Origin of the sequence: Flavimobilis soli, assembly GCF_002564025.1 — a bacterium.
In the GTDB taxonomy this organism is placed as follows: Bacteria; Actinomycetota; Actinomycetes; order Actinomycetales; family Cellulomonadaceae; genus Flavimobilis; species Flavimobilis soli.
Map to the genome: position 1 here is coordinate 1,263,883 of NZ_PDJH01000001.1, position 25,348 is coordinate 1,289,230.

Annotated in this window: 19 protein-coding genes, 1 tRNA gene and 1 pseudogene; 12 read left to right on the top strand and 9 right to left on the bottom strand. The window is 73.5% G+C overall.

Features of this window, described 5'->3' with window-relative positions; all coding sequences use genetic code 11:
- Positions 1 to 240 precede the first annotated feature (240 nt).
- On the top strand, positions 241 to 999 hold the full coding sequence (locus ATL41_RS05815) for an ABC transporter ATP-binding protein (RefSeq protein WP_245854904.1): 759 nt from the start codon (positions 241 to 243) through the stop codon (positions 997 to 999).
- A complete protein-coding gene (locus tag ATL41_RS05820; RefSeq protein WP_098457631.1) occupies positions 986 to 1,705 on the top strand; it encodes an ABC transporter ATP-binding protein in 720 nt (239 codons plus the stop codon). The genes ATL41_RS05815 and ATL41_RS05820 overlap by 14 nt, the downstream gene beginning before the upstream one ends.
- 67 nt (positions 1,706 to 1,772) lie before the next feature.
- Here ATL41_RS05820 and recQ read toward each other — a convergent pair whose 3' ends face one another.
- Positions 1,773 to 3,707, bottom strand: a complete 1,935-nt coding sequence (recQ, locus tag ATL41_RS05825) for a DNA helicase RecQ (protein WP_425432659.1) — start codon at positions 3,705 to 3,707, stop codon at positions 1,773 to 1,775.
- Positions 3,708 to 3,814: 107 nt separating this feature from the next.
- Between recQ and ATL41_RS05830 the strand changes: the two genes are divergently transcribed.
- The 4 genes from ATL41_RS05830 to ATL41_RS05845 all read left to right on the top strand — a co-directional run bounded on the left by ATL41_RS05830 (position 3,815) and on the right by ATL41_RS05845 (position 12,073).
- On the top strand, positions 3,815 to 5,860 hold the full coding sequence (locus ATL41_RS05830; RefSeq protein WP_098457633.1) for a hypothetical protein: 2,046 nt from the start codon (positions 3,815 to 3,817) through the stop codon (positions 5,858 to 5,860).
- 75 nt (positions 5,861 to 5,935) lie between these two features.
- Positions 5,936 to 7,897, top strand: coding sequence for a hypothetical protein (locus tag ATL41_RS05835; RefSeq protein WP_098457634.1), 1,962 nt, complete (start codon positions 5,936 to 5,938; stop codon positions 7,895 to 7,897).
- 103 nt (positions 7,898 to 8,000) lie between these two features.
- On the top strand, positions 8,001 to 10,022 hold the full coding sequence (locus ATL41_RS05840) for a hypothetical protein (protein ID WP_098457635.1): 2,022 nt from the start codon (positions 8,001 to 8,003) through the stop codon (positions 10,020 to 10,022).
- An 80-nt stretch (positions 10,023 to 10,102) separates the two neighbouring features.
- The gene (locus ATL41_RS05845) at positions 10,103 to 12,073 is read left to right on the top strand and encodes a thioesterase domain-containing protein (RefSeq protein WP_098457636.1); all 1,971 of its coding nucleotides are present in this window, start codon (positions 10,103 to 10,105) and stop codon (positions 12,071 to 12,073) included.
- Positions 12,074 to 12,119: 46 nt separating this feature from the next.
- Here ATL41_RS05845 and ATL41_RS05850 read toward each other — a convergent pair whose 3' ends face one another.
- Positions 12,120 to 12,380 (bottom strand): GlsB/YeaQ/YmgE family stress response membrane protein, encoded by a 261-nt coding sequence (locus ATL41_RS05850; RefSeq protein ID WP_143556584.1) that lies wholly within the window; start codon positions 12,378 to 12,380, stop codon positions 12,120 to 12,122.
- Positions 12,381 to 12,516: 136 nt separating this feature from the next.
- On the bottom strand, positions 12,517 to 13,494 hold the full coding sequence (locus ATL41_RS05855) for a PfkB family carbohydrate kinase (RefSeq protein ID WP_098457638.1): 978 nt from the start codon (positions 13,492 to 13,494) through the stop codon (positions 12,517 to 12,519).
- Between the two features lie 29 nt (positions 13,495 to 13,523).
- On the opposite strand from ATL41_RS05855, the gene ATL41_RS05860 reads away from it, so the two are divergent.
- On the top strand, positions 13,524 to 14,351 hold the full coding sequence (locus tag ATL41_RS05860; protein ID WP_098457639.1) for a uracil-DNA glycosylase: 828 nt from the start codon (positions 13,524 to 13,526) through the stop codon (positions 14,349 to 14,351).
- A gap of 17 nt (positions 14,352 to 14,368) precedes the next feature.
- Positions 14,369 to 14,776, top strand: coding sequence for an SHOCT domain-containing protein (locus ATL41_RS05865; RefSeq protein ID WP_098457640.1), 408 nt, complete (start codon positions 14,369 to 14,371; stop codon positions 14,774 to 14,776).
- A 119-nt stretch (positions 14,777 to 14,895) separates the two neighbouring features.
- Here the strand turns inward: ATL41_RS05865 and ATL41_RS05870 are convergent.
- Positions 14,896 to 14,977, bottom strand: a tRNA-Tyr gene (locus tag ATL41_RS05870).
- A 201-nt stretch (positions 14,978 to 15,178) separates the two neighbouring features.
- Here ATL41_RS05870 and rarD point away from each other — a divergent pair.
- The 4 genes and pseudogenes from rarD to ATL41_RS05890 form a co-directional block, all read left to right on the top strand.
- A pseudogene (gene rarD, locus ATL41_RS05875) lies at positions 15,179 to 16,075 on the top strand (EamA family transporter RarD); the annotation flags it as partial.
- Between the two features lie 44 nt (positions 16,076 to 16,119).
- A complete protein-coding gene (locus tag ATL41_RS05880) occupies positions 16,120 to 16,614 on the top strand; it encodes a YajQ family cyclic di-GMP-binding protein (protein ID WP_098457642.1) in 495 nt (164 codons plus the stop codon).
- Between the two features lie 3 nt (positions 16,615 to 16,617).
- Positions 16,618 to 17,088, top strand: a complete 471-nt coding sequence (locus tag ATL41_RS05885; protein WP_098457643.1) for a DUF3995 domain-containing protein — start codon at positions 16,618 to 16,620, stop codon at positions 17,086 to 17,088.
- Positions 17,089 to 17,090: 2 nt separating this feature from the next.
- Entirely contained in the window at positions 17,091 to 17,891 is an 801-nt protein-coding gene (locus tag ATL41_RS05890; RefSeq protein WP_098457644.1) for an HAD family hydrolase, read from the top strand.
- Between the two features lie 225 nt (positions 17,892 to 18,116).
- On the opposite strand, the gene map is transcribed toward ATL41_RS05890, so the two are convergent.
- The 5 genes from map to ATL41_RS05915 form a co-directional block, all read right to left on the bottom strand.
- Positions 18,117 to 18,884 (bottom strand): type I methionyl aminopeptidase, encoded by a 768-nt coding sequence (map, locus tag ATL41_RS05895; protein ID WP_098458951.1) that lies wholly within the window; start codon positions 18,882 to 18,884, stop codon positions 18,117 to 18,119.
- A gap of 48 nt (positions 18,885 to 18,932) precedes the next feature.
- Positions 18,933 to 19,790, bottom strand: coding sequence for a zinc metalloprotease HtpX (gene htpX / locus ATL41_RS05900; RefSeq protein WP_098457645.1), 858 nt, complete (start codon positions 19,788 to 19,790; stop codon positions 18,933 to 18,935).
- A gap of 235 nt (positions 19,791 to 20,025) precedes the next feature.
- Complete coding sequence (locus tag ATL41_RS05905) at positions 20,026 to 21,402, bottom strand: FAD-dependent oxidoreductase (RefSeq protein WP_098457646.1); 1,377 nt, start codon at positions 21,400 to 21,402, stop codon at positions 20,026 to 20,028.
- Between the two features lie 221 nt (positions 21,403 to 21,623).
- On the bottom strand, positions 21,624 to 24,110 hold the full coding sequence (locus tag ATL41_RS05910; RefSeq protein WP_098457647.1) for a transglutaminase domain-containing protein: 2,487 nt from the start codon (positions 24,108 to 24,110) through the stop codon (positions 21,624 to 21,626).
- Positions 24,107 to 25,348, bottom strand: a complete 1,242-nt coding sequence (locus ATL41_RS05915; protein ID WP_098457648.1) for a DUF58 domain-containing protein — start codon at positions 25,346 to 25,348, stop codon at positions 24,107 to 24,109. The genes ATL41_RS05910 and ATL41_RS05915 overlap by 4 nt, the downstream gene beginning before the upstream one ends.

Here is a 25,348-nt window from a genome sequence, read left to right on the forward strand (position 1 = left end):
GGCGCCCGCTCCGGCATCAAGGCCGGCGAGTCTCAGCTCGAGCAGGTCCGCGGCGTCGCCGGCTACCACCAGAGCCAGGCGGACATCCGTGAGGAGGACCTGCCCGACGGCGAGGTCGCCGAGGCCGTCGAGATCGACATCGAGGAGATCGTCCCGAAGCTCGCCGACCCGACCGTGGTCGCCGAGATCGTCGCGCCCGAGCGCGACGTCCACGCCCACGTCGGGGAGCCGCTGCTCTCGATGAACAACGTGACCGTGAAGTTCGGCGGCCTCACCGCGCTCGACGACGTCACGTTCGACATCAAGCGCGGCGAGATCCTCGGGCTCATCGGCCCGAACGGCGCCGGCAAGACGACCGCGTTCAACGCGATGACGGGCGTCTACCGCCCGACGTCGGGCGACGTCGTCCTCGACGGGCGTTCCGTCGTCGGCGCGAAGCGCAACGAGATCACCCGTCGCGGCATCGCGCGCACGTTCCAGAACATCCGTCTGTTCTCCGACATGACGGCGCTCGAGAACGTCGCCGTCGGCACGGACGCGCGCCACAAGACGTCCGTCCCGGGCGCCCTGTTCCGCACGAAGCGGCACCGCGCGGAGGAGCGCGACGCGATCGACCGCGGCATGGCGCTGCTGGAGTTCGTCGGGATCGGCGCGCGTGCGACGCACCAGGCACGCAACCTGCCTTACGGCGACCAGCGCCGCCTGGAGATCGCGCGAGCCCTCGCGACGGAGCCCAAGCTGCTCTGCCTCGACGAGCCCGCCGCGGGCTTCAACCCGGCGGAGAAGGCCGAGCTCATGGGCCTCATCCGCAAGATCCGCGACGACGGCTACACGGTCCTGCTCATCGAGCACGACATGCGCCTGGTGATGGGCGTGTGCGACCGGATCGTCGTGCTCGAGTTCGGCCGCAAGATCGCCGAGGGCACGCCCGCCGAGGTCGCAGCCGACCCGGCGGTCGTGGCCGCCTACCTGGGGGTGCCTGACGATGCCACTTCTTGAGCTGGAGAACGTCTCTGTCGCGTACGGCCGCATCGAGGCCGTGCGGAACGTGTCGCTGACCGTCGAGGAGGGCGAGCTCGTCACGCTGATCGGCGCCAACGGCGCTGGCAAGACGACGACGATGCGCGCCATCTCCGGTGTCCGGCCGCTCGCGGGCGGCGTGGTCCGCTTCAACGGGCAGGACATCACGAAGATGAAGGCGCACGAGCGGGTCAAGGCCGGCGTCATCCAGGCCCCTGAGGGCCGTGGCGTGTTCCCGGGCATGACCGTCGAGGAGAACCTCGAGATGGGTGCGTTCGCCCGCACGTTCGCGACCAAGGCGGAGCGCGAGAGCACGCTCGAGCGCGTGTTCACGCTCTTCCCGCGGCTCGCGGAGCGGCGCAAGCAGCTCGGCGGGACGATGAGCGGCGGCGAGCAGCAGATGGTCGCGATCGGTCGGGCGCTCATGGCCCGTCCGGTGCTGCTGCTGCTCGACGAGCCGTCGATGGGCCTCGCGCCGATGATGATCCAGCAGATCTTCACGACGATCTCGCAGATCAACAAGGAGGGCACGACCGTCCTCCTCGTCGAGCAGAACGCCCGCCAGGCACTCTCCCGGTCCGACCGGGCGTACGTCCTGGAGACGGGCGAGGTCACCCGGGCGGGCGGCGGCCGCGAGCTGCTGAACGACCCGGCGGTGATCGAGGCGTACCTCGGCGTCGCCTGACGCACCACACCGACACGGGAGGCCCCGGACCGACTGGTCCGGGGCCTCCCGTCGTCTGCGCCGCGCGCTACGCCGTCAGGTCCTCCCCTGCGACGACGGCGAGCACGCCCTCGCCGAACTTCTCCAGCTTGCTCGCACCGATGCCGCTGATCTGGCCGAGCTCCGCGAGCGCCGCCGGGCGCGCGACGGCGATCTCGCGGAGGGTCGCGTCGTGGAAGACGACGTACGCGGGGACGCCTGCCTCCTTGGCGGTCGCGGCGCGCCAGGCGCGCAGTCGCTCGAACAGCTCGGTGCCCGCCGTGTCGAGTCCCTCGACGACGCGCGAGCGGCTGCCGCCCGCGCTCCCGGCGCTGCGCCGCGAGCGCGCCGGACGGGGCGCCTCACGCCGCATCGGCACCTCGCGGGCGCCCGACAGGATCTCCGCGGACCCGGCGGTGAGCTCGAGCGTCGAGTAGCCGCGTGCGTCGACGGAGAGCAGCCCCTGGGCGAGGAGCTGGCGCACGACGCCGCGCCACTCGCCGTCGGACAGGTCGTCACCGATGCCGAAGGTGCTCAGGGCTGTGTGCCCGAGCTGGGTGACGCGCGGCGTCTCCTTGCCGCGCAGGATGTCGATGACGTGCCCCGCACCGAAGTGCTGGCCGTGCTCACGTTCGAGGCGCACCACGGTCGACAGGAGCTTCTGCGCGGGGACCGTGCCGTCCCACGTCTCGGGCGGCTGCAGGCACGTGTCGCAGTTGCCGCACGGCTCGGACTCCTGCCCGAAGTACGCAAGGAGACGCTGCCGGCGGCAGCCGACCGTCTCGCACAGCGCGAGCATCGCGTCGAGGTGCGCGGAGAGCTGGCGCTTGTGCGCGGCGTCGCCCTCGGACGTGTCGATCATGCGGCGCTGCTGGACGACGTCGGCCAACCCGTACGCGAGCCACGCGGTCGACGGCTGACCGTCGCGGCCCGCACGCCCGGTCTCCTGGTAGTACCCCTCGACGGACTTAGGCAGGTCGAGGTGCGCGACGAACCGCACGTCGGGCTTGTCGATGCCCATGCCGAACGCGATCGTCGCGACCATGACGAGGCCGTCCTCGCGCAGGAAGCGCGACTGGTTCTCGGCGCGCACCGACGCGTCGAGGCCTGCGTGGTACGGGAGCGCGGGGATGCCCTGCGCGGTCAGGTGCTGCGCCGTCTGCTCGACGCTTGCGCGCGACAGGCAGTAGACGATGCCCGCGTCGCCGGCGTGCTCGGTGCGCAGCAGGTCGAGGAGCTGGGCGCGCGGGTTGTCCTTCGGGACGATCCGGTACTGGATGTTGGGCCGGTCGAAGCTCGCGACGAAGTGGCGCGCGGTCGTCAGCTCGAGGCGCTCGGCGATCTCGGCGCGCGTCGCGGACGTCGCGGTCGCGGTGAGCGCGACGCGCGGGACGTCGGGCCAGCGCTCGTGGAGCACGGACAGCCCGAGGTAGTCAGGGCGGAAGTCGTGGCCCCACTGGGCGACGCAGTGGGCCTCGTCGATCGCGAACAGGGAGATGCCGGGGCCGTCGTGCGCGGCGGAGAGCAGGTCGAGCATCGAGGGGACGCGGAGCCGCTCGGGTGCGAGGTAGAGCAGGTCCAGCTCACCGGTCAGGACAGCCTGCTCGACGGCGCGGCGCTCGTGCGGAGCCTGCGTCGAGTTGAGGAAGCCGGCGCGGACGCCGAGCGCGGAGAGCGCGTCGACCTGGTCCTGCATGAGGGCGATGAGCGGCGAGACGACGACTCCGACGCCGCGTCGCACGAGCGCAGGCACCTGGTAGCAGAGCGACTTGCCGCCGCCGGTCGGCATGAGGACGAGCGCGTCGTCGCCCCGCACGAGCGTGTCGACGATGTCCGCCTGGTCGCCGCGGAACGCGTCGTACCCGAAGACGCGGCGCAAGACGTCGACCGGGGCGGCTCCCTCGGTCTGGTGCGCGGCGGCGCGGCTCGGGTCGTGGGTCGGAAGGCCCGCGGGGTGGGGGTCGCTCGTCGCTGCGGTCACCACCTCACTGTAGGTGGGGCGACGGGCACCGGGCGCGGCTTCCACAGCCCGGGTCCTTGCCCGGGCAGGGGGCTTCCACAAGGATGTGCGCAGGCGACCTAGGGGGACGGGTGCACGACGACGACAGCGACGCGGGTGACGGTCAGCGCAAGGGCGCGGGTGACGGTCAGCGCGACGACGCGTGCCGGGACGCCGCACGGTCGGACGGCGCGCGGCCGGACCGCGCTCGCCCCGACGAGGAGGGGCAGACCCCGCTCAACCTGTGGGCCGGCGTCGCCCGCCGACCCCTCCCGCGCAGCGACGGCCCTGTGCCACCGCGGAGCCACTTCCCCCCGACCCCCGTCGGCCCGCCGGTCGGCCCTCCGCCCCCTCCAGGGTCTGCCGCGCGCCCCTCGGGCCCGCCCGGACGACCCGAGGTACCCGACGCGCCCCACAGGCAGGCGACCTGGGACGCCGCGCACCTCAGCGCACCAGCCGGCCCCACGAGCTCGGGCGCGCCCGCGCCCGCACGACGACGTCGCCGCGTCGTCGCGATCGTGGCTGCCGGCGCGCTCGTGATCGCAGCGGCGCTCGTCGTCCCTGACCTGCTCAACGGCGCGGGCGACCCCGAGAAGACGGCGCCACCCGCGCCCCGGCTCACCGTCCCGCCCGTCACGCCGAGTGCCGACCCGGAGGCCCTGCGGCCCGACTTCCTCGTCGCGAACGACATCGCTGCCGACCTCCCGCTGCCCGAACCCCTCGACGGGGACGTCCCGCCCGCGGCGGCGACGGGCAAGATCTCCTGGAGGCTCACGGAGAAGAAGCTCGCCCGGATCTGGGCGGACGGATGGGGTGACGGATCCCCGTGGGACGGCGTGGCACCGGAGGACATCCGCCGGATCGCCGAGCTCCCTGCGCAGGACGCCGCGCACCAGGCGAACCTCGCCGACGTCGTGCTCATGACGGTGAGCGCGTACGGCCCGGACCTCCAGGTGAACGAGCGGCGCATGCTTCTCGCGGTCGGGGCGCAGGACGGAGAGGTCGCCTGGACGCGGCCCTTCTCGAGCCAGGGGAGGCCCGTGTGCCAGCTCACCGGTCGGGGCGCGAACCTCGTGTGCACGAACCTCACGGACGGGGACGAGCGGTCGGCCAGGATCTACGTCTACGACGGCACGAGCGGCGAGGACGTCGCCAGCGTCACGGTCGACGGCTGCCGCCCCACGCAGTTCCTCCAGGCAGGCACGAGCCTCTACTGGGCGGGGCTCACGTCCGAGGGCGACGCGGCCTGCCTCGGGGGCGGCGAGGCGCTGCTCGCACGCATCCCGCTCTCCGAACGTCTCGAGTCCCTGCCGCCGGACGCGCTCACGCTCAACGTGACCGGGCCGCTCCTGCGGACGCGCGACGGGTCGGTCATGCTCACGCCCGACGGATGGCGCGGCTACACGGGGCGCGTCGAGCCCGGCCCGGGCTCCGTCGTCGTGCGCGAGATCTCGACGAAGGTCCTCGACGCGGTCCAGGAACCGAGCGAGGTCACGACGACGTTCGTCACGACCTACGACGGCGACCCGCTCTGGGACGCGCCCGGCCGCGCATGGCGCCGACTCGACCTCATGCCGGACTCGGCGGTCGACGAGCGCATGATGGACGCCGTCGGTGCGGGCCTCGCCGTGTGCGCGCCCGACGGGACCGTGCTGGCCAGGCTGCAGGACGACGAGGGGCGCGACGTCGCGACGGGCCCCGACCTGATCGACCTCGTCGCGACACCCGACGGACTGTGGGCACGCACGCCGGTCGGCACGCAGGACCTCGACCCGCAGCAGGCGGCTCGGTGGACGTGGGACGGCGTCTTCGACGGGCCCGAGACGGTCGACGTGCCGACCCCCGCGACACCGCGCACGGTCGTCGGCGACGCGACGCTGTTCGAGGACGAGGTGAGCTCGGGCATCGTCTTCGCGGACCGCAGCAGCGAGCGCGTGCTGGCCCGGTCCGGCGCGCTGCGGACCGCGAAGGTCGACATCCCCTACGAGACCGCCCAGGCCACGACTCTCTGGGCCGCCCCGCCCGACGTGACGTCCGGTCCGAGCATCGAGCTGGTCGTCGGCGAGCCCCGGACCGCCGCCCTCGTCGGTCGTGTGCTCGTCGCGCCGGTCGACGGCGGCCTGGTCGGGTACCTGTGATGGCCGCGAGCGCTGACTCCCCCGTCGGGGCGGGTGCGCACCGGAAGGTCGACGCGCGCACAGGCGGAGGGCGACATGGTCGACGGTGACGACGCCGTGGGTCCGCCGGTGGACGATCGTGCCGACGGCACTCCCCCGCAGGGCGGGGACTCTCCGCGGCCGCGGAACCTGTGGGCCGACGTCCCTCGGCGGGCAGCCCCGCCGCGCCTGGCCGCGCCCCGGGGTGCAGCGCCGCTCGCGGCGCCAGGCGCGCCGCCTGCCCTCTCCGCGCCCGGCGCGACCGTGCCCGCCCCCGCCGCGCCCGCCCTGCCCAGCGCAGACCGCGCCGTCGACGACGCCGCGCCCGTCGCGGTCGACGTCGCGCACGAACCATCGCGCACCTCCGCCGCACGGGTGCCCGCGACGCCGCGGGCGCGGCGCCGCCGTCGCCTCCTCGTGCGCGCAGGCGTGCCGGTCGTGGTGGTCGCGCTCGCCGCAGCGATCGCGGTGCCGAAGCTCCTCGGCCCCGACGAACCACGCCTCCTCCGTCCGACGACGCAGTCGCTCCCCGACCCGACTGCGCTTCGCCCCGAGCTGGTCTTCGGCGAGGACCTCGCGGACGAGATGCCGCTCCCTCCTCCGCTCGAAGGCGCTGCCGAAGCACCCACCGGCGTCGAGGAACGCTGGCGGCTGACCGCCGGCGACCTCGCCGCCATCTGGGCCGACGCCGGCGCGGACGCGGAGGGCGCGGACGCGCCACAGCTCGTCACGGCCGCCACCACCTCCCCCGGGGCCGCGCACGAACCGAACCTGTCGGGGGTCGTCCCCTTCCTGCTCACGGGCCACGGCGCTCCCGACACGTGGTCGTCACGGCGTCTCCTCGTGGGGTTCGACGCGCAGGACGGGTCGGTCCGGTGGACGTGGGCGTTCGACGCCGCTCAGGAGGTCCCCTGCCAGGTCGTGGGGCGCGGCGCGCACGTCGCGTGCAGCGACGGTCCCCACGCCCCAGACGACGTGTCGACCAGGGTCACGGTCCTCGACACGAAGACGGGCGAGCAGGTCACCTCGTTCCACACCGAGACGTGCTCGCCGGACACGTTCCTCCAGCACGGCACCCGCCTCTACTGGGCCGGGACGGTCCCGACGGGCATGGACGTCTGCGTCGGCGGAGGGAAGGAGCACTTCGCCACGCTGACCTCGGGCGGCTACCCCGACGACCGGCCGACGATCTTCACGCTGTCGCAGACCGGCCCGATCGCCCGGTCGTCCGGCGCGTCCGTGATGCTCACCGAGGACGGTTGGCATGGCTTCGACGGCTGGGTCGCACCCGGGCCCTCCGGCCTGATCATCCGTCAGATCACGACCGAGGCGACCCTGTCGGAGAACATCGAGGACGTCGGAGCGCCGAACGTGACGACCGTCGTGTCCAAGCTCGACGGCACGACCGTGCTGCGCGCGCAGGGTCCGGCCTGGCACCGCCTCGACCTGCTGCCTGACGCCGAGGGCTCGCCGGAGCTCGCCCAGCTCGTCGGCATCGGCGCCGACCTCTACGACACCTCGGGCGAGCGACGGCTCACGCTGCAGGCCGGCGAGGAGAAGCCGTACGTCGTCCCGGCGTACGTGGCAGCGCCGACCGTGACCGAGACCGGGGTGCACGCGTACGTCACGTACGACGAGACCGAGGGCTGGAACACGACCGCACGCTGGACGCTCGACCAGGTCCTCGCGGGTGAGCCTGGCGAGCAGCACGAGAGCGCTCGCACGTTCATCACCGAGGTCGACGGGGTGAGCGTGTTCCTGGACGGCCAGACCGAGCGTCTCGAGGAGACGCCTCTCGGCGCCCTCGGCTACCTGGAGCGGGGCGTCGTCGTCGAGTCGGACGGCCACGCCGACCGGCTCGCGATCTCCGTCCTGTACAGCCGCCACATGATCGACGACGAGGGCCAGATCGACTACCAGCGCAGCTACGTGCTGATGGGCTGGGGCGCCCAGGCCATGACCGTCGTCGGGTCCACGATCGTCGCGCTGGACGACGGCGGGATCGTCGCCGTGTCCTGACCGGCACGGCCGGCCCGCGTCCCTGCGCGCCGCGCCGGGCGTCGCGGTGGTTGCCCTCACCTGGACGAGCCGGAAGGATGACGCGGGACGCAAAGGGGGCGACATGGCTGACGGCGACCGCGACAAGGACGACGCGACCCAGGAGGGTGCCGACCGACCGGCTGACCAGCCGGGGGAGACGGGACTCCCGGGAGCAGACCCTTCAGCCAGCACCCGGCCGGACGGCCCGACCCCACCGCCGGACGCGGCGCGGCCGCGCGACCTGTGGGCTGGCGTCCCGCGCCGCGAGGTCAGCCGCCCGGACGGGCCGCGCACCGACGAACGCACCGGCGCCCCGCAGGCGGGCGCGGCGCTCTCCGCCAGCTTCCCCGAGCGCGCGGCCGACGAGCCTCGCACCATCACTGAGCCGCCCTCCCCTGCGCTGCACCTCGACACCCCCGACCCGGCAGGCGCCGCGACGCCGTCCGACGGCGCGGACCGCCCCGGCCGCGGCCGGCGCACGCTCCTGCTCGTGGGCGTGCCCGTGGTCGTCGTCGCGCTCGTCGCAGCGTTCGTCCTGCCGAAGGTGCTCGGTGACGACACGCCCCAGGTGCCGCGCCTCGGCCGCCCGACCGCCGCGGCCGACGTCGACGCGTCCGCGCTGCTCCCTGGCCTCGTCTTCGGCGAGGACAAAGCCGCGGACCTGCCGCTGCCGCCCGCCCTCGACGAGCCCGCCGAGGCGCCGAGCGGCGTCGACGAGCGCTGGCGTCTCAGCCCTGAGGATCTCATCGACATCTGGCACGACGCTGGTGCCGCGGGCACCGGGGCGACCAAACCGTCTCTCGTCGTCGCGAGGCCTGCCGTGGCGGGCGCTGCGTACGAGGCGAACGTGTCCGACGTCGTCCCCGTCGTCCTCGAGGCGTACCTCGCCGGGGGCGCGGTGACGCAGACGAACCTCCTCGTGGGCCTCGACGCCGAGGACGGCTCGGTCCTGTGGACGTGGCCCTTCGCGTCGATCATGCCGAACTCGTGCCAGAGCATCGGCCGAGGCGCGAACGTCGCGTGCGTCTCCGCGGGGGACTCCGACGACGAGCCGCAGTTCACGGTGACGGTCCTCGAGGCGGCCGACGGTCGCGAGGCCGCGACCTTCACCACGAGCACGTGCGTGCCGACGTCGTTCCTCCAGCAGGGCACGCGCCTCTACTGGGCGGGCGTCTCCCTCGAGCGCATGGAAGCGTGCCTCGGCGGCGGCACCGAGCACTTCGCGACGCTGACCGACGGCGGCTTCGTCGACAGCTACACGGACTGGCTCACCATGACCCCGACCGGCCCGCTGCTGCGCGTCCCGGGCGCCTCCGTCATGCTCACGGAGGACGGGTGGCGCGGCTACCGCGGCCGGGTCGAGCCCGGGCCGGGTGGGCTGATCGTCCGCGAGATCACCCAGACGGACGCAGACGCCACGCGCTTCGACCCCGAGCAGGGGCCGGGAGTCAGCAGCTACGTCTCGACGATCGACGGCGAGACCGTCATGTGGGCCAAGGGCGCGTCGTGGCGCCGCCTCGACCTCGTGCCCGAGGCCTCCGGGCCGAGCGACTTCACCGACGTCGTCGGTATCGGCGGCAACATCTACGACCCGCTCCTGAGCAGCGCCACCGCCGGTGACCGGCCCGACCACGTCGTCTCGACGATCCCCGGCGTCGACGACCTTTCGATCGAGTACGGCGGCAGCGTCCCGCCCCGGGTGACCCCGGCCGGGGTCGTCACGTTCGCCACGGTCGAGGGCGGGGTCGGCGCCACCACGACGCAGCGATGGACTGCGGAGGCCGTCCGCGAGGGCGTGCCAGCCGAGACGCACGAGCAGGCCCGTTCCTTCGCGACGTTCGTCGGCCGCACGACGCTCTCCTACGAGGGTGGCCGCGAGTCCATCGGCGAGCACACGCTCGGCCAGACGCACCTCGCGGAGCGGACGCTCGTCGTCGAGCAGGAGGACGGCGCGACCGACCGGTTCGACTTCGCCCAGCTCTACGCGCTGACCGTCGAGGACACGGGCGCCGACCTCGACCTGGGTGTCGCGACGTCGCCGCTCGTCGTGGTCGGACCGATGATCGTGCTCTCCGACGACGGCGGGCTCGTGGCCGTGTCCTGAGCGGCCCGCGGGGTCCGTGCACCGTTGCTGTCCGCCGCACGCGGCGGGACGATGGTCGCGAGCACCTTGCGAGGACGACGATGACCGAGCACGAGCCTGGCGGGCCGCCTGACGAGCCCGCCCCCGACGACGAGCACGCCCCCGAGCGGCCGCACAGCCTCTGGGACGACCTCGGCGTGCGCGCGGTGCGGCCCGGGCTCTCCGCTGGTCAGGACGGCACGGGTCCGGACAGGACTGATCGCGGTGCGGCGGGTATCCGCGGCGCGGGGCCCGGCATCTCAGGGTCCGGCATCTCAGGGCATCGCGCGGGCACGGGCGGTCGCGCCCCGCGCGACGACGTTCCCTCCCCTGCTGGCACCGCCCCGCCGCCCGTCGACCTCCCGTCGCTCGACGCCGACCCGCCCGCGCGCACGAGACCGCGCACCGGCTCGCGCCGGCCGAGCAACGCGGCGCTCGTCGCGACCGCCGCCGTCCTCACGCTCGTCGCCGTCACCGTCCCACGCCTCTTCGACAGCGACGACACGACCCCGGCCGCGCCCACACCCCCGGTCCAGACCTCGGCGGCCCGCAGCACCGCGGTGGGCGGGCAGCGGCCCGGCCTCGTCGTCGGACCCGACCTGTCGTCGCCGTCCGACCTGCCGCAGCAGCCGACGCAGGTCCTCAAGCCCTTCTCCGCGAACCCCGTGCGCTCGTGGCGACTCTCCCTCGCCGACGCCGCCGGCCTCACTCTCCGCGAGGCACTCTCCCTGCCCGAGCACGAGCGCCCTGACGCGGGACGGGCATCGATCGCCCTGCCGCTGCCCGCGGCTGCGGGCACGGCGAGCACGGCGGACACGCTCGTCGTCGCCGTGAACCCGGGCACGGAACCCGTGTGGGAGTCGGTGTTCGACGGCGTGAGCGCGGTCGGCGGCGGCCGGTCGGCGGCCCCGGCGACGACGCTCCTCCTGGGCGTCGACGCGGAGTCGGGCGAGCGCCGCTGGACGCGCAGCATCGCGGCGACGCGCGCGCAGCCGTGCCAGGTCCTCGCCCGCGGGCAGCTCGTCGCATGCCTGACGGGCCGACGCGAGAGCGTCTCCGTCGTCATCCTCGAGGCGGACACCGGCCGACCGACGTCGTCCTTCTCGACCGGCGCGTGCGTGCCGGACCTGTTCCTGCAGGACGGCGGCCGCCTCTACTGGGCGGGACGCGACACCGACGGCGTGTGCCTGGGCGGCGGCCTCTCGGGAACGCTCGTCGCGAAGATCCCGGGTGTGCGCGAGCTCGCGTGGGACGACCTGACGGTCGGGCCCACGGGACCGCTGCTGCGCACGGCTGGCGGCTCCGTCCTGCGCGACGAGGACCGCGAGTGGCGCGGCTACGACGGTCGCGTCGAACCGGGCCCGGACGGCCTTGTCGTCCAGGAGATCCCTGGGGAGGAGCACGTCTACTCGGACGCGTCGGGCGAGCGGACGACGGCGCGCTCGCGCGCCTCGACCGTCGTCCTGCGACCGGAGGACAACGCGATACTCGCGGTCCTGCCCGGTGCGGCGTGGCGACGTCCGGACCTGGGCGTGGACGCGACGCCGGTCGAGGAGCTCCAGGGTCTCGTCGGGGCCGGGGTGAGCGTGTACGTGCCGTTCGGTGCCGCGACGTCGACGTTGCGCGACGACGACGGCACCCCGCTCCCGGAGCCGGTCGCCGGGGTCGCGGGCCGGATCGTCGCGTCGCACGTCGGGATCCTCGGGACCACGACGATCGACGGGGAGACGACGCAGGCCGAGTGGAGCCTCGACGGGACGCTGCAGAGCCAGGGCGACATGCTGTCGACGGTCGTCGGTGTGCGCGGCGAGACGACGTTCGTGCTGTCAGGCATCGCGGGCCGGGACGACTCGACGTGGCTGCGCGTCCTCGCGGAGCCGGACGCCAACCTGTGGGTCGCCCAGGTACGGGTGGACCCTGCGGCGACGCTCGTCCCGTTCACGGCATCGAGCGCAGGGGCGCCGACCGTCCACGCGGCGCTCGGCCGGATCATCGTCGTGAAAGAGCCGGACGGCCTGGTCGCCTACCGGTGAGGTAGGCGGCCAGGCCGTCCGGGCGGTGTCCCCCAGGGGCGGAGGGTCACCGCTTCTTGCCGCGCACGCTCAGGTAGATCGAGATGAACACGATCGAGAGGACGATCGACACGATCCAGCGGATCCAGTCGATGCCCTTGGTGTCGTCGAGTCCCACAAGACCAGTGATCCAGTAGCCGGCGAGTGCTCCGAGGACGCCGAGGATGATGGTCCACAGGACGCCGATGGGCTGCTCGCCCTTCATGAAGAGGCGCGCGAGAGCGCCGATGATCGCGCCGAAGATGATCAGACCGATGAGCTCACCCATGATGACCCTCCTGATGGATGCCGATGCCGCTGAGTGCGCCTGGCCGCTGGCCGCGGTCGACGCGCTGACCTGTTGATCGTCACCCGGTCAGGCGCGCTCCGCATCCTGGGAGCGGTCTGAATGTTCCCGGATGACGTCAGGGCGCGACGCGGTGGCGCAGCCGAGCAACCGTCGCGGCGTCGCCGGTCCAGCCGCGAGCGCCGGGGAACGTGACCGAGGCGGTCGCGACGTCTGTCGCCGCCCCGAGCGCGTCGAGGAGCCCCTCCCAGGTGCGTGCGCCGCGGTGCGCGACGGCCGCGAGAAGGGCCCCGTGCAGGACGTCGCCCGCGCCGAGGGTGTCGACGACGTCGCTCGGGTCGAGCTGCGCGACGTCCAGGCGGGCGCGGCGCGGGGCCGCGCCGTCGGTCACGTCGCCGGGACGCCACGACGCGACGTCGACAGGGCCCGAGCCGTGCGACTGCGCGACGACAGCCGGGCCGTGACCGTGGACGGCGTCGAGCGTCCCCGCGCCGTCCACGCCCGGGACGTGGAAGTCCGCGGACAGGACGGCGACGTCCACATGCGCGAGCAGGGCGTCGAGCCCGGGCTTCCAGGAGCCGCCGTCGAGCAGGACGACGATCCCGGCTTCCCGCGCCGCCGCGGCGAGCGGGACGGCAAGGTCGAGGTGGTGCCCGTCGACCAGGACGGCCGTGACGCCGTCGAGCACCCCGTCGGGGAGCGTCGCGGGCGCGCCGAGCGTCGTCGCGTTCGTCGAGACGACCGCCCGCTGCCCCGTGCTCGCCGTGACGAGCACGGTCGACAGGGCGAGGCTCCACCCCTCCCCTGCGGCGTCGACCAGCTCGACGTGCTCTGCGGCGAGCTCGGACGCGACCGCGGCGGCGGGCGCGCCCGTCCCCACGCGTGACGCGAGGCGGGCGGTGCAGCCGAGGCGGGCCGCGGTGATCGCGGCGTTGAGGGCGGGGCCGCCCGCGTGCACGTCGAGGGAGCGGGCGACGATCTTCTCGTCCGGCCCGGGCAGCGCGTCGACGACCTGCGTGACGTCGAGCGTCGCGAGCCCGCACGCGAGGACGACGGGCGCGTGCTCGGGCAGGGCGGCGGACGGCGTCGTGGGCATGCCCCTGTTCTATCGCGCACGATGGGGGCATGGTCCCCGACCCGCCGGGCATCGTCCCTGAGCCGCCTCGCCTGCCCCTCGGGGCGGTGGGCGCGGCCGCGTACCTGCCGCACCTTGTGCCTGCGGCGCCGCACGCCGACCCGTCCCGCGCCGCGAGCGCGGCGACGCTCGGCGACGTGGACGCGCTCGTCGCGGGGTGCTTCGCGTGCCCGCGGCTCGTCGCGTGGCGGGAGGACGTCGCCGCGGTGCGGCGCTCGTCCTTCCGGGACCAGACGTACTGGGGCCGCCCGGTCCCGAGCTTCGGCGACGCGGCCGCGCACACGCTGCTCGTGGGTCTCGCGCCCGCGGCGCACGGCGGCAACCGCACGGGCCGCATGTTCACGGGCGACCCGTCCGGCGACTTCCTGTTCGCGGCCCTGCACCGCGCGGGCTACGCGAACCAGCCGACGTCCGCGTCGGCGGACGACGGCCTGGCCCTGACGGGCATGCGCATCTGCGCGCCCGTGCACTGCGCGCCACCGGACAACAAGCCGACGCCCGAGGAGCGCCGCCGGTGCACGCCCTACCTCGCACGCGAGCTCGCGCTGCTCGCGCCGACGCTGCGCTGCGCCGTCGTGCTCGGGGCGTTCGCCTGGCAGGCGCTGCTCGCGACGCTCACGGACAGCGGGTGGCTGGTCCCGCGGCCACGGCCGCGGTTCGCGCACGGCGCGGAGGTCGACGTCGTCGGTCCGGACGGTCGCACGCTCACCCTGCTCGGGACGTACCACGTGAGCGCGCGGAACACGTACACGCGCCTGCTCACGCCCGACATGCTCGACGTCGTGCTCGCGCGGGCCCGGGAGATCGGCGCGGGCTGAACCGCTACGCTCGCCGCATGACCTTCGTCACGGACAACGACGTGTACCTTCCCGGCGAGCTCGGCATCGACGGGGGCAACCCGCTCGACACCGGGATGCCGGACGCGATGCTGGCCGCGATCGTCATCTTCGGGATCCTGTTCGTCGGCGCGATCATCACGATGGTCGCGGTGTCCGTGCACCGGTACCGCAAGGCGCAGAGCCAGGGCATCGACCTGCTCACGGTCGACCAGGACCTCGCGGCGAGGCTCATGCAGTCCGAGATGCTGCGGCCCGCCGACGGCGCGGCGCCTGCAGCTGCGGCTGCGGCAGCCGCGTCGAGGTCCATCGAGGAGCGGCTGCGCGAGCTCGACGACCTGCACGAGCGCGGGCTCATCAGCGCGGACGAGCGGGCTGAGGCGCGCGCCAAGATCCTCGCCGGCTGAGCCCGCCTCCCTGTTCCGAGGCGCGTCGTCCGCTTCGCGGCTCCCGCGCCGCCCTGGGCAGCCCATCGAGGCCCCAGGAACGACGAAGGCCCCGTCCAACGGACGGGGCCTTCGTGCTGTGGCAGCTGAGGGATTCGAACCCCCGAAGCATGACGCGGCTGATTTACAGTCAGCTCCCTTTGGCCACTCGGGCAAGCTGCCATGCTCTCTCGGCTCACGGCACAGGCCGGTCACTTCCAGAGCGCTGTCACCATACTAGGTCATCCGCCTCTGGAGGAAATCGGGAGCCGGACCGGGGTCCATGGTGCGATCCTGATCGTCTCAGCACGTCCGTGACCAGCCGAGGAGCCCACCACGTCCACGAACTCCGCCCCGTCGTCGCTCGACCGCACGGGCCTCGCCCTCGGCCTGGGCTCGTACCTGCTGTGGGGCTTCCTGCCGCTCTACTTCAACCTTCTCGACCGGACGGGCTCGGTCGAGATGATCGCGCAGCGGGCGCTGTGGGGCCTGGTCTTCTGCCTCCTCGTGCTGCCGGTCGTCGGGCAGTGGCGGCAGTTCACGGCGATCTTCCGGTCGCCGCGCACGCTCGCGGTGCTCGCCGCGGCGGCGGCGCTCGTCGGCGTCAACTGGTACCTGTTCGTGTGGGGCGTGACCCACGGCCACGTCGTCGACTCGTCGCTCGGCTACTACATCAACCCGCTCGTCACGGTGCTGCTGGCGGTGCTCGTGCTGCGGGAGCGCCTGCGGCGCGCGCAGCTGTGGGCGCTGGGCATCGGCGCTGTCGCGGTCGTCGTGATCGCGACGGGGTCCGACGGCGCGCTGTGGCTCTCGCTCAGCCTCGCCCTGACGTTCGGTGGCTACGGCCTCGTGAAGAACCGCGTCGGCCGCACGGTCGGCGCACTGCCGGGCCTCGCCGTCGAGACGGCCTTCCTCACGCCGTTCGCGCTCGCGTACCTCGCGTGGCTCGGGTCGGAGGAGTCGCTCCTCGGCAACGGCGTCGGCTACGGGCTGCTCGTCGCGTCGCTCGGCGTCGTCACCGTCGTGCCCCTGCTCCTCTTCTCGGGTGCCGCGCGGCGCCTGCCGCTGTCCGTCGTCGGGCTGCTGCAGTACCTCACACCGTCGATGCAGCTCGTCATCGGCGTGCTGATCCTCGACGAGTCGATGAGCCCGACCCGCTGGGTCGGCTTCTCCCTCGTGTGGGTCGCGCTCGTCGTCCTCGGCGTCGACGGCATCCGCGCGATGCGCGCGGCCACCCCGCTCGACGGCGGCACCGCCACGACCCCGGACCCGTCCCGATAGGCTGGTCCGAGCCCCGTCCACCCGCGCGAGAAGGAGAAGCAGCCGTGGCAGATTCCTCGATGGACATCGTCAGCAAGGTCGACCGCCAGGAGGTCGACAACGCCCTCAACCAGGCGGTCAAGGAGATCAACCAGCGCTACGACTTCAAGAACGTCGGTGCGTCCATCGCGTGGTCCGGCGAGAAGATCGTCATGATCGCCAACTCCGAGGAGCGCGTCCTCGCGATCCTCGACGTCTTCCAGACGAAGCTCATCAAGCGCGGCATCTCGCTCAAGGCGTTCGACACGGGCGACAAGGGCCCGCAGCTCTCCGGCAAGGAGTACCGCCTCGAGGGCGTCCTCAAGGAGGGCCTCGCCGGCGAGAACGCCAAGAAGATCACCAAGCTGATCCGCGACGAGGGCCCCAAGAGCGTCAAGACGCAGATCACCGGTGAGGAGGTCCGCGCCACGTCGAAGTCCCGCGACGACCTGCAGGCCGTCCAGGCGCTCCTCAAGAACGCCGACCTCGACTTCGCGGTGCAGTTCACCAACTACCGCTGAGCGATGAGCACCCCGCGGACGGCCCGGCCGGCGGCGGTCGCGACGGCGACCGCCCTCGGCGGCCTCGCGGCGTTGCACGCCCTGTGGGCGACCGGCTCCACCTTCCCGCTGCGTGACGGCGACGAGTTCGTCGAGACGGTCATCGGGACCGACGGCGGGAGGGTGCCCGGCGCGGGCGCCTGCCTGGCGGTCGCGGGCGCGCTCTCGGCCGCCGCGGGTGCGGCCCTCGTGCGCGGCACCCGCAGCCCCGCCGACGCTGGCTCGACGCTGGCACGCCTCGCCTCGCTGGGCGTGCGCGGCGCCGCCGCGGCGCTCGGCGCGCGCGGCCTCGCCGGGCTCGTCGCCTCGAGCACCGGGCTGCGGCCGGCGTCGGAACGCTTCCGCTCGCTCGACCTCGCCGTCTACTCACCGCTGTGCCTCGCGCTCGCGGGCGGCCTCGTGACGGTCGAGCGCCGGGCCTCGGCCGGCTCGTGAGCATGCCGCCGAAGGTCGTCGCGACGGATCTCGACGGCACCCTCCTGCGCCAGGACGGGACCGTCTCCGACCGCACGCGGCGCGTCCTCCGTCGTCTCGACGACGCCGGGGTGCGCGTCGTGTTCGTCACCGCCCGCCCGCCGCGCTGGCTCGCCGAGCTCGCGGACGTGGCTGGCTCGCACGGCACCGCGATCTGCATGAACGGCGCGGCCGTCTACGACTTCGCGACCGCGACGATGACCGACGTGCGCGGCTTCGCCGTCGACGCGCTCGGAGCGCTCGTCGCGGACCTGCGGGCCGCGATCCCGGGCGTCGCCCTCGCTGTCGAGCGGCTTGACGGGCCCGTCTACGACCCGACGTTCGCGACCGAGCACCCCGTCCCGGCGGACCTGATGCGCCGCTACATCGAGGAGTCGCTGAGCCCCGACCCGGCGCACACGGTCGGCAAGCTGCTCGCGGTGCTCGACGGCGTCGCTCCCGCTGAGTTCTTCGCACGGGTCGAGGCGACGGTCGGGACGCGTGCGGTGCTCGCCTACTCGGGCGCCGTCGGCCTCGCGGAGATGACCGCGCCGTCCGTCACGAAGGCTGCGGCGCTGGCGCGCTGGTGCGAGTCGCACGACGTCGCGCCGCAGGACGTGTGGGCGTTCGGCGACATGCCGAACGACCTGCCGATGCTCGGCTGGGCCGGACGCGGCGTCGCCGTCGCGAACGCCCACCCCGACGTCCTCGCCGCCGCGGACGCGGTCACGGCGTCGAACGTGGACGACGGCGTTGCCGCCCACCTCGAGCGCCTGCTCCCCTGAGTGCGGCTCACACGGTTGTCAGACTCGATGCGCAGTTAAGTGACGCGTCTGGTCTGACTACCGACGCGGCGGCGGGGGCGGACGCCTCGGCGCAGGCCAGCGCGCCAGCGCGCGGCCGCGGGCCGACGTCGTGCATGGCTCAGGTACGGCTAATACGGTTGTCAGACTGGATGCACGGCTAAGTGACGCGTCTGGTCTGACAACCGGCCGCACGAGCGGGCGAGGTCAGAGCTGCGTGAGGATGCGCGGGCCGTCGTCCGTGATGGCGATCGTGTGCTCGACGTGCGCCGCGCGCTGACGCGAGCGCGAGTAGAGCGTCCAGCCGTCGTCGCCGTGGCGGTAGCGGCCCGAGCCGCCGTGGATGAACATCGGCTCGAGCGCGATCACGAGGCCAGCCTTGAGCTCGAGACCCTTGCCTGCACGGCCCTCGTTCGGGATGAACGGCTCGCCGTGCATCTCGCGGCCGACACCGTGGCCGCCGTGGTCCTCGAGGTTGCCGAGCTTCGCCTTGCGGGCGACGCGACCGATCGCGGACGAGATGTCGCCGAGACGGTTGCCGACCTGCGCGGCGGCGATGCCTGCCTCGAGCGCGGCGGTCGTCGTCGCGATGAGGTCCAGGTCCTCCCGGCGAGGCGTGCCGACGACGAACGAGATCGCCGAGTCGGAGGCCCAACCCTTGAGGACGGCGCCGCAGTCGATCGAGACGAGGTCGCCGTCCTCGATGACCTGGTCGGTCGGGATGCCGTGCACGACGGCGTCGTTGATGCTCGCGCAGATCACGCCCGGGAACGGGGTCGGGGCCCAGTCCGGGTGGTAGTTGAGGAAGGGCGACGTCGCGCCCGCACCGAAGATCACGTCGCGGGCGATCTTGTCGAGCTCGAGGAGGGTCGTCCCCACCTTCGCGGCGTCCTTGACGGCGGCGAGCGCCTGGGCGACCACCCGTCCGGACTCTCGCATCTCGTCGATCTCGGAGGGGGTGCGCAGCTCGATCATGAGATCCATACTAGATCCGCGGCGCAGCGCCCCTGTGCGGGGCTGCCGTCAGCGGCCGTACGCCATGCGCTCCAGGCGTGCGACTCGCTCGTCCATCGGCGGGTGCGTCGAGAAGAGTCGGCCCAGGTCCTTGGCCCGGAACGGGTTCGCGATCATGAGGTGCGAGACGTTCTCGAGCGGTTGCGTCACAGGCAGCGGCGCAGCCTGCGTGCCGCGTTCGAGCTTGCGCAGCGCGGAGGCGAGCGCGAGCGGGTCGCGGGTCAGGGCGGCGCCGTCCTCGTCGGCGTCGAACTCGCGCGTGCGGGAGATGCTCATCTGGATGAGCGACGCCGCGAGCGGCGCGAGGATCGCCATGGCGATCGCGGCGAGCGGGTTCGCGTTGCGGCGGTCGCCGCCGCCGAAGAACAGCAGGAACTGCCCGAGCGACGTGACGACACCGGCGATCGCGGCGGCGACGGACGACGTGAGGATGTCGCGGTTGTAGACGTGCATGAGCTCGTGGCCGAGCACGCCGCGCAGCTCGCGCTCGTCGAGCATGGTCAGGATGCCCTCCGTGCAGCAGACGGCGGCGTTGGCGGGGTTGCGGCCCGTCGCGAACGCGTTGGGGGCGGCGGTCGGCGAGACGTACAGGCGCGGCATCGGCTGGCGCGCCTCCGTCGAGAGCTCGCGCACGATCCGGTACATCGCGGGCTGCTCGAGCTCCGTGACGGGGTAGGCGTGCATCGCGCGGATCGCGATCTTGTCGGAGTTCCAGTACGAGTAGAACGTCGACACGAGCCCGAGCCCGACGAAGATCATGAGCATGCCGGAGCTGTTGCGGAAGAACAGCGCCCACAGCCCGAGCAGGACCGCCCACAGGACGCCGAAGAGCGCCGCGGTCTTGAGCCCGTTGTTGTGCCTGTGCATCCTTCTCCCCTCGGGCGACGCCGTCGGGCAGTCGTGCCCCGAGGGGAACCGGCGTCGACCTCACCTGCTTCAACGCGCGACGGCGCCGCGGCGTTCCCGGCCCGGGTGCGGGCGGCGCCGTGATCCCGGCCACGGGTGCCCGGCGCAGGCGGCGGGGCGGGTGGCGGGGCGGGCCCAGGACACCACGAGGGCGCCCCGCCGGTCGGCGGGGCGCCCTCGTGGACGTGCAGGTGGCTCAGGCGGTGGGCGCGCTGACGCCCTTCGCGATCGCGATCATCTCCTCGCGCGGGACGACCTTGATGCGCTCGCGGCCGGCGGCCTGGCCGAGCGCGATCTCGTGCGCCTCGAGGTTCACGAAGTCGTTCCACTCGATGACGTCGACGCCCTTGTCCTTGAGGAACGTCGTGATGTCCTCGGGGTCGCCGTGCGCGGCGCGGGGCAGGGACTCGACGTCCTCGACGAGGTGGCGGATCGTCTCCGACGCGTCGGACTTCGTGTGGCCGATGAGGCCGACGGGGCCGCGCTTGATCCAGCCGGTCGCGTACACGCCGGGGACCTGCTCGCCCGTCGCGTCGACGACGCGACCCTCGCGGTTGGGGATGACGCCCTTGATCGGGTCGAACGGGATGCCGGGCAGCTCGGAGCCGAAGTAGCCGACGGCGCGGTAGACGGCCTCGACGGGCCAGTCGTGGAACTGGCCGGTGCCGGTCACCGTACCGTCGCCCGTCAGGCGCGTGCGCTCGGTGCGCAGACCGACGACCTTGCCGTCCTCACCGAGGATCTCGGCGGGGGCGTGCAGGAAGTGCAGGTGCAGGCGGCGCGACGCCGAGAAGCCGGACGGGTCCGCGAGGGCCCAGTCGGTGAGCGTCTTGACGACCTGCTTGGTCTGGTTGGACGACTCGATCGCGGCCATCGAGCCCTCGTCGAACTCGTAGTCCTCGGGGTAGACGATCACGTCGACGTCGGGCACGTGGCCGAGCTCGCGGAGCTCGAGCGGCGAGAACTTCGCCTGCGCGGGGCCGCGGCGGGCGAACACGTGCACGTCGGTGACGGGCGACTGCTTGAGGATCTCGTAGACGTTGTCCGGGATCTCGGTCGGCAGCAGGTCGTCGGCGTGCTTGGAGAGGATGCGCGCGACGTCGAGCGCGACGTTGCCCGCGCCGAGCACGGCGACGTGCTGGGCGTCGAGCGGCCACGTGCGCGGCACGTCGGGGTGGCCGTCGTACCAGGACACGAAGTCGGCGGCGCCGTACGAACCGTCCAGGTCGGCGCCGGGGATCGCGAGCGGGGCGTCCTTGATGCAGCCGGTCGAGAAGATGACGGCGTCGTAGTGGTCCTGCAGCTCGTCGAGGGTGACGTCGGTGCCGAAGTCGACGTTGGCGAGGAGGCGCACGTCGCCGCGCTCGAGCACCTTGTGCAGCGCCTGGATGATCATCTTGATGCGGGGGTGGTCGGGGGCGACGCCGTAGCGCACGAGCCCGAACGGTGCGGGGAGGCGCTCGATGAGGTCGATCGAGACGTCGACGTCCGCCTTCGACAGGATGTCCGAGGCGTAGATGCCGGCCGGGCCGGCGCCGACGACCGCGACGCGCAGGGGGCGGTTGTTGCTCACGAGTTGGTGCCTTCCGATCAAGGTGGTGTCCGGGCGGTGCTGCGAGTCTCGGTCACCCGGCCCCGCGTGTCACGGTCCGGGATGTGGTGCTCACATCGCGGACATCTCGACGTACCGCCTGTCCCAGCCTAGTCCGCCCGCCCCAACCGGGCCCCGGAGCGCGACCACACGCACACACGATCCCCGCACGACGACGTCGCACGCGCGGGGCGCAGGGCGTGTCAGCCGCGCTTCTGCGCGCGCCGCGTCCGCCACTCGGCGAGCCGCGAACGTCGTGTCTGCACGACCGGCCCGCCCTGGCGCAACAGCTCGGCGCGCAGGAGCGCGTCGCGCTCGCGACGCTCCGCCCGACGCTGCTGGGCGCGCGCACGCAGCGACGCGAGCGAGATCCGCCCCCGGAACCGCTGCCACCTCGTGCCGTGCGCGGCGATGCCGGCGACCACGTCGTCTGCCTGCGCCCACAGCGCCTCGGCGTCGGCCTCCGACGGAAGGCCCGGACCGAACACGGCGGTGTCCGCGGACCGCGCGAGCGGCTGCACGCGCACGCCCGGGAACGAGGCCTCGAGGGCGCGGGCGCTCTCGGCGCGCGTCGCGAACCGCGACACGAGCTCGCGACGGTCGTGCGCGGCGTCGAGCACTTCGTCCCACGCCCCCGTCACACGGTCGAGCGGGGCGGGCGCGGTACGCCGCCGCCGCTGGCGACGCGCCTTCGCCGCGAGGATGAGGAACGGCGGCAGCACGACGACGAGGACGGGCACGGCGATCGACAGCGTGAGCGTCACGATGAGCCGCCAGTCGGTCGGGTCCTCGACGATCTCGTCGTCCGAGTCGACCTCGGGGTTCTCGATGTCCTCCTTGGGCGGCGTGACCGGGTCCTCCGGCGGCGGCGGGGGCTGCACGACCTCGGGCTGCGGCTCGGAGTCCTGCGGCTCCGTCTCCTCGCTCGGCGTGCGGGACTCGTCGGGCGTCGGGAAGTACGGCACCCAGCCGTACCGCTCGTACGCGATCTCGACCCACGCCTGGATCTCGTTGCCGGTGATCTCGGCGTCGCTCGTCGCGCCGTCGGGAGCCCGGAAGCCCATGACGACGCGGGCGGGCAGGCCGAGGTGGCGCGCCATGAGCGCCATCGCGGACGCGTACTGCTCGCCGTCGCCGACCATGAGCTCGCCCGTGAGCAGCTCGTCGATGCGGGCGGCGCCGTGGCCGGACAGCGACGGGTAGTCCCCGGCCGCCTCGATGCCGTGGCTGAACCAGCCCTGCTGCAGGGTCGCCTCGACCGCGCGCGCGACGAGCGCGGGGCTCGCCGCCTCGGACGCGATCGTGGAGGCGCGCTGCGCGACCGAGTCGGGGACGCGCTCGAGCTCCGGCTGCGCGATCGTCGCGGCGACCGCGGACGCGAGCTCCTCGTCGGACGGGACCTCGGGCACGATCGTCTCGGCGCGGTACCGGTCCCCGGCGCGCAGGCCCTCAGGGAGGACGGCGCCGCCGGTCGCGTCGTTGAAGCGGAAGGCGCGCTGCTGCTCGCGGCTGCGCCGGCCTTCGAAGGTCAGGCTCGTCGTCTGGCCGACCATCGGCATCCAGACGCCGTCGAGCGCCTCGATCGTGAACGCGACCTCGGCGCGGGTGCCGGTGACGTTCGTCGGGATCTGCTCGCCGACGCGGCGGAACGCGCCGGTCGAGCTGCTCGCGGACTCGTCCGCGACGTTCCAGACGACGCCGTCGAACGCGTCCATCGTCGCGAGCCGCACGAGCGAGCCCTCGGGCAGGCCCTCGACGCGGAACAGCGGCTTCTCGGGGAAGTCCTTGACGTAGCGGCGCCAGGCGGCGAGCGGGCTCGCGTGGTCGTTCGGGTCGAACGGCGGAACGATCTCGTTGCGGAGCACGGTGCGGGGCGCGTCGCCCGCGACCTGCGGCGTCACGACGAGCCCTGAGGCGACGGCGACGCCCGCCATGAGCACGAGGGTGACGATGCGGCGGGGGTGCCAGCTGCGCAGGCGCCACGCGACCCAGGGCGTGAGGAGCACGGCCATGCCGAGGCCGACGACGGTCGCGTAGGGCGCCTCGACGGTGCCGAGCAGGATCGACACGACGAGGACGATCCCGGGCACGATGCTCGCGGCGATGACGGAGACGGCGGCGGCGCGGCGCGTCGCGCCTTCGCTCGCGAGGGGCCGATGAGCGCCGCGTGCGGCGCCCGGGGAGGCCCACCCGGTCCAGGACGACGCCGCGACGGTGCCGAGCATGCCCGCGACGACCGTCCCGCCAAGCGCGAGGACGAACGGCGCGACCATGAGGTTGTCGACCGGGCCGATCGGCGGTTCGAGGGTGAGCATCTCCTTCCACACGGCGACGAGGCCGCTGACGAGCGACACGAGCGTCTCGAGGGACGGCACGACGCGCGCGACCGTCGTCGACGGCGCGGCGAGCGCCCCGCCGAGGAGGAGGTAGACGCCGAGCGTCAGGCCGACGACGACGAACGACGACCAGCCGCGCTCGCGTGCGACGAGCACGACGAGAGCGCCGAGCAGGACACCGCCGACGATCGGCAGGAGGACCGTCGAGGTGCCGTAGACGGGCAGCAGGACGAGGAGCGCGAGGACGATCGCGAGGCCGAGCACGGTGACGTCGATGACGCGGCGGACGCCGGGAGGCGTCGTGTGGACCCCGGACAGCTCGACGTCGCGGACCTTCTGCTCCGTGGCCCTCACGGTGACACCAGCCTGGAGACGAGGCGCGGCAGGTCGGCGAGGTCGCCGATGTGCGCGACGGACAGGCGGCCGAGCGTCTGCATGCGCAGCTCGTGGCCGAGCGAGACGACGATGATCGCCGTGCGCACGCCTGCAGGGACGTGGAGGGCGGAGCGGCGCAGCTCGGCGGCGTCTGGGACGGAGCCGGTGACGACGATGACCATGGAGGCGTGCGGGACGGACTGCGCGACGGTGCGGGTCACGCCGGGTCCGGTCGGGCCGGGACGGGAGGCGAGGCCGGCGCAGTCGTCGAGGAAGCGCGGCGGCGTGCCGGTGCGCAGCACGTCCTCGCCGGAGAGCGCGGTGATCTCGAGGCCCTCGCGGACGGCCTGCGCGCCGAGCGACGCGAACACCTCGACGGCGGCCTCGTACTCGTCCTCGTCGAGGTAGGCGGCGCGCGAGTCCTCGAGCGCGAGCGCCGTGTGCGTGCGTCGCGTGTCCTCGTACTGGCGGACCATGAGCTTGTTGAGGCGGGCGCTCGTGCGCCAGTGGATGTTGCGGCGGTCGTCGCCGGCGACGTACTCGCGCAGCGCGTGGAAGGACATGTCGTTCTCGGAGACGACGCGGGTCGTCTGTCCTTCGAGGTCGCGCATGACGCCGGTGCGGGCGGAGGCGAGCGACACGATGCGCGGGTGGATGTAGAGCTCTTCGGGCTCGGTCCAGCGCAGCTGGCGCCGCACGAGCCCGAGCGCGTCGCCGCGCACGGACCGCACGGGCCCGACGACGACGACGGCGCGCCGTGCGGTCGGCACGGCGAAGACCTCTTCGTGGACCGCTCCCGCCGCCATGGACGGCATCTCGAAGCTTGCGGCGCCTGCGCCGACGGGCAGCTCGATCTCGGCGGGCAGCATGCGTGAGCGGCCGACGTTGGTGACGGCGATGCGTCCGAGGGCGCGCTGGCCGACGGTGACGCGGCGGTCGGCGAGGTCGAGCTCGACCGAGTAGGTGGAGCGGCCGAGCGTGAGGATGATGCTGATGACGAGCAGGCCGGCGAGGGTGACGCCCCCGGTGACGAGCTCGTCCCAGCCGAGGCGTCGCCCGGCGAGGATGCCGAGGACCGCGAGCGCGAAGACCGTCCAGCCGAGCGGCGTGGCGTGCCCGAGGGCACGCGCGAGCGGACGCCGGACGACGGCGAGCCCGTGGGTCACGGGCGCCGCCGCGCGTCTCAGCGCCGCAGGGGCGACCGGGACGGGAGGCAT

Excerpts from the sequence above, each read along its gene's own strand:
- ATL41_RS05815 (WP_245854904.1), top strand. The coding sequence starts at position 241 with ATGAACAACGTGACCGTGAAGTTCGGCGGCCTCACCGCGCTCGACGAC.
- ATL41_RS05820 (WP_098457631.1), top strand. The coding sequence starts at position 986 with ATGCCACTTCTTGAGCTGGAGAACGTCTCTGTCGCGTACGGCCGCATC.
- ATL41_RS05835 (WP_098457634.1), top strand. The coding sequence starts at position 5,936 with ATGGTCGACGGTGACGACGCCGTGGGTCCGCCGGTGGACGATCGTGCC.
- ATL41_RS05840 (WP_098457635.1), top strand. The coding sequence starts at position 8,001 with ATGGCTGACGGCGACCGCGACAAGGACGACGCGACCCAGGAGGGTGCC.
- ATL41_RS05845 (WP_098457636.1), top strand. The coding sequence starts at position 10,103 with ATGACCGAGCACGAGCCTGGCGGGCCGCCTGACGAGCCCGCCCCCGAC.
- ATL41_RS05850 (WP_143556584.1), bottom strand. The coding sequence starts at position 12,380 with ATGGGTGAGCTCATCGGTCTGATCATCTTCGGCGCGATCATCGGCGCT.
- ATL41_RS05855 (WP_098457638.1), bottom strand. The coding sequence starts at position 13,494 with ATGCCCACGACGCCGTCCGCCGCCCTGCCCGAGCACGCGCCCGTCGTC.
- ATL41_RS05860 (WP_098457639.1), top strand. The coding sequence starts at position 13,524 with ATGGTCCCCGACCCGCCGGGCATCGTCCCTGAGCCGCCTCGCCTGCCC.
- ATL41_RS05865 (WP_098457640.1), top strand. The coding sequence starts at position 14,369 with ATGACCTTCGTCACGGACAACGACGTGTACCTTCCCGGCGAGCTCGGC.
- ATL41_RS05885 (WP_098457643.1), top strand. The coding sequence starts at position 16,618 with ATGAGCACCCCGCGGACGGCCCGGCCGGCGGCGGTCGCGACGGCGACC.
- ATL41_RS05890 (WP_098457644.1), top strand. The coding sequence starts at position 17,091 with ATGCCGCCGAAGGTCGTCGCGACGGATCTCGACGGCACCCTCCTGCGC.
- map (WP_098458951.1), bottom strand. The coding sequence starts at position 18,884 with ATGATCGAGCTGCGCACCCCCTCCGAGATCGACGAGATGCGAGAGTCC.
- htpX (WP_098457645.1), bottom strand. The coding sequence starts at position 19,790 with ATGCACAGGCACAACAACGGGCTCAAGACCGCGGCGCTCTTCGGCGTC.
- ATL41_RS05915 (WP_098457648.1), bottom strand. The coding sequence starts at position 25,348 with ATGCCTCCCGTCCCGGTCGCCCCTGCGGCGCTGAGACGCGCGGCGGCG.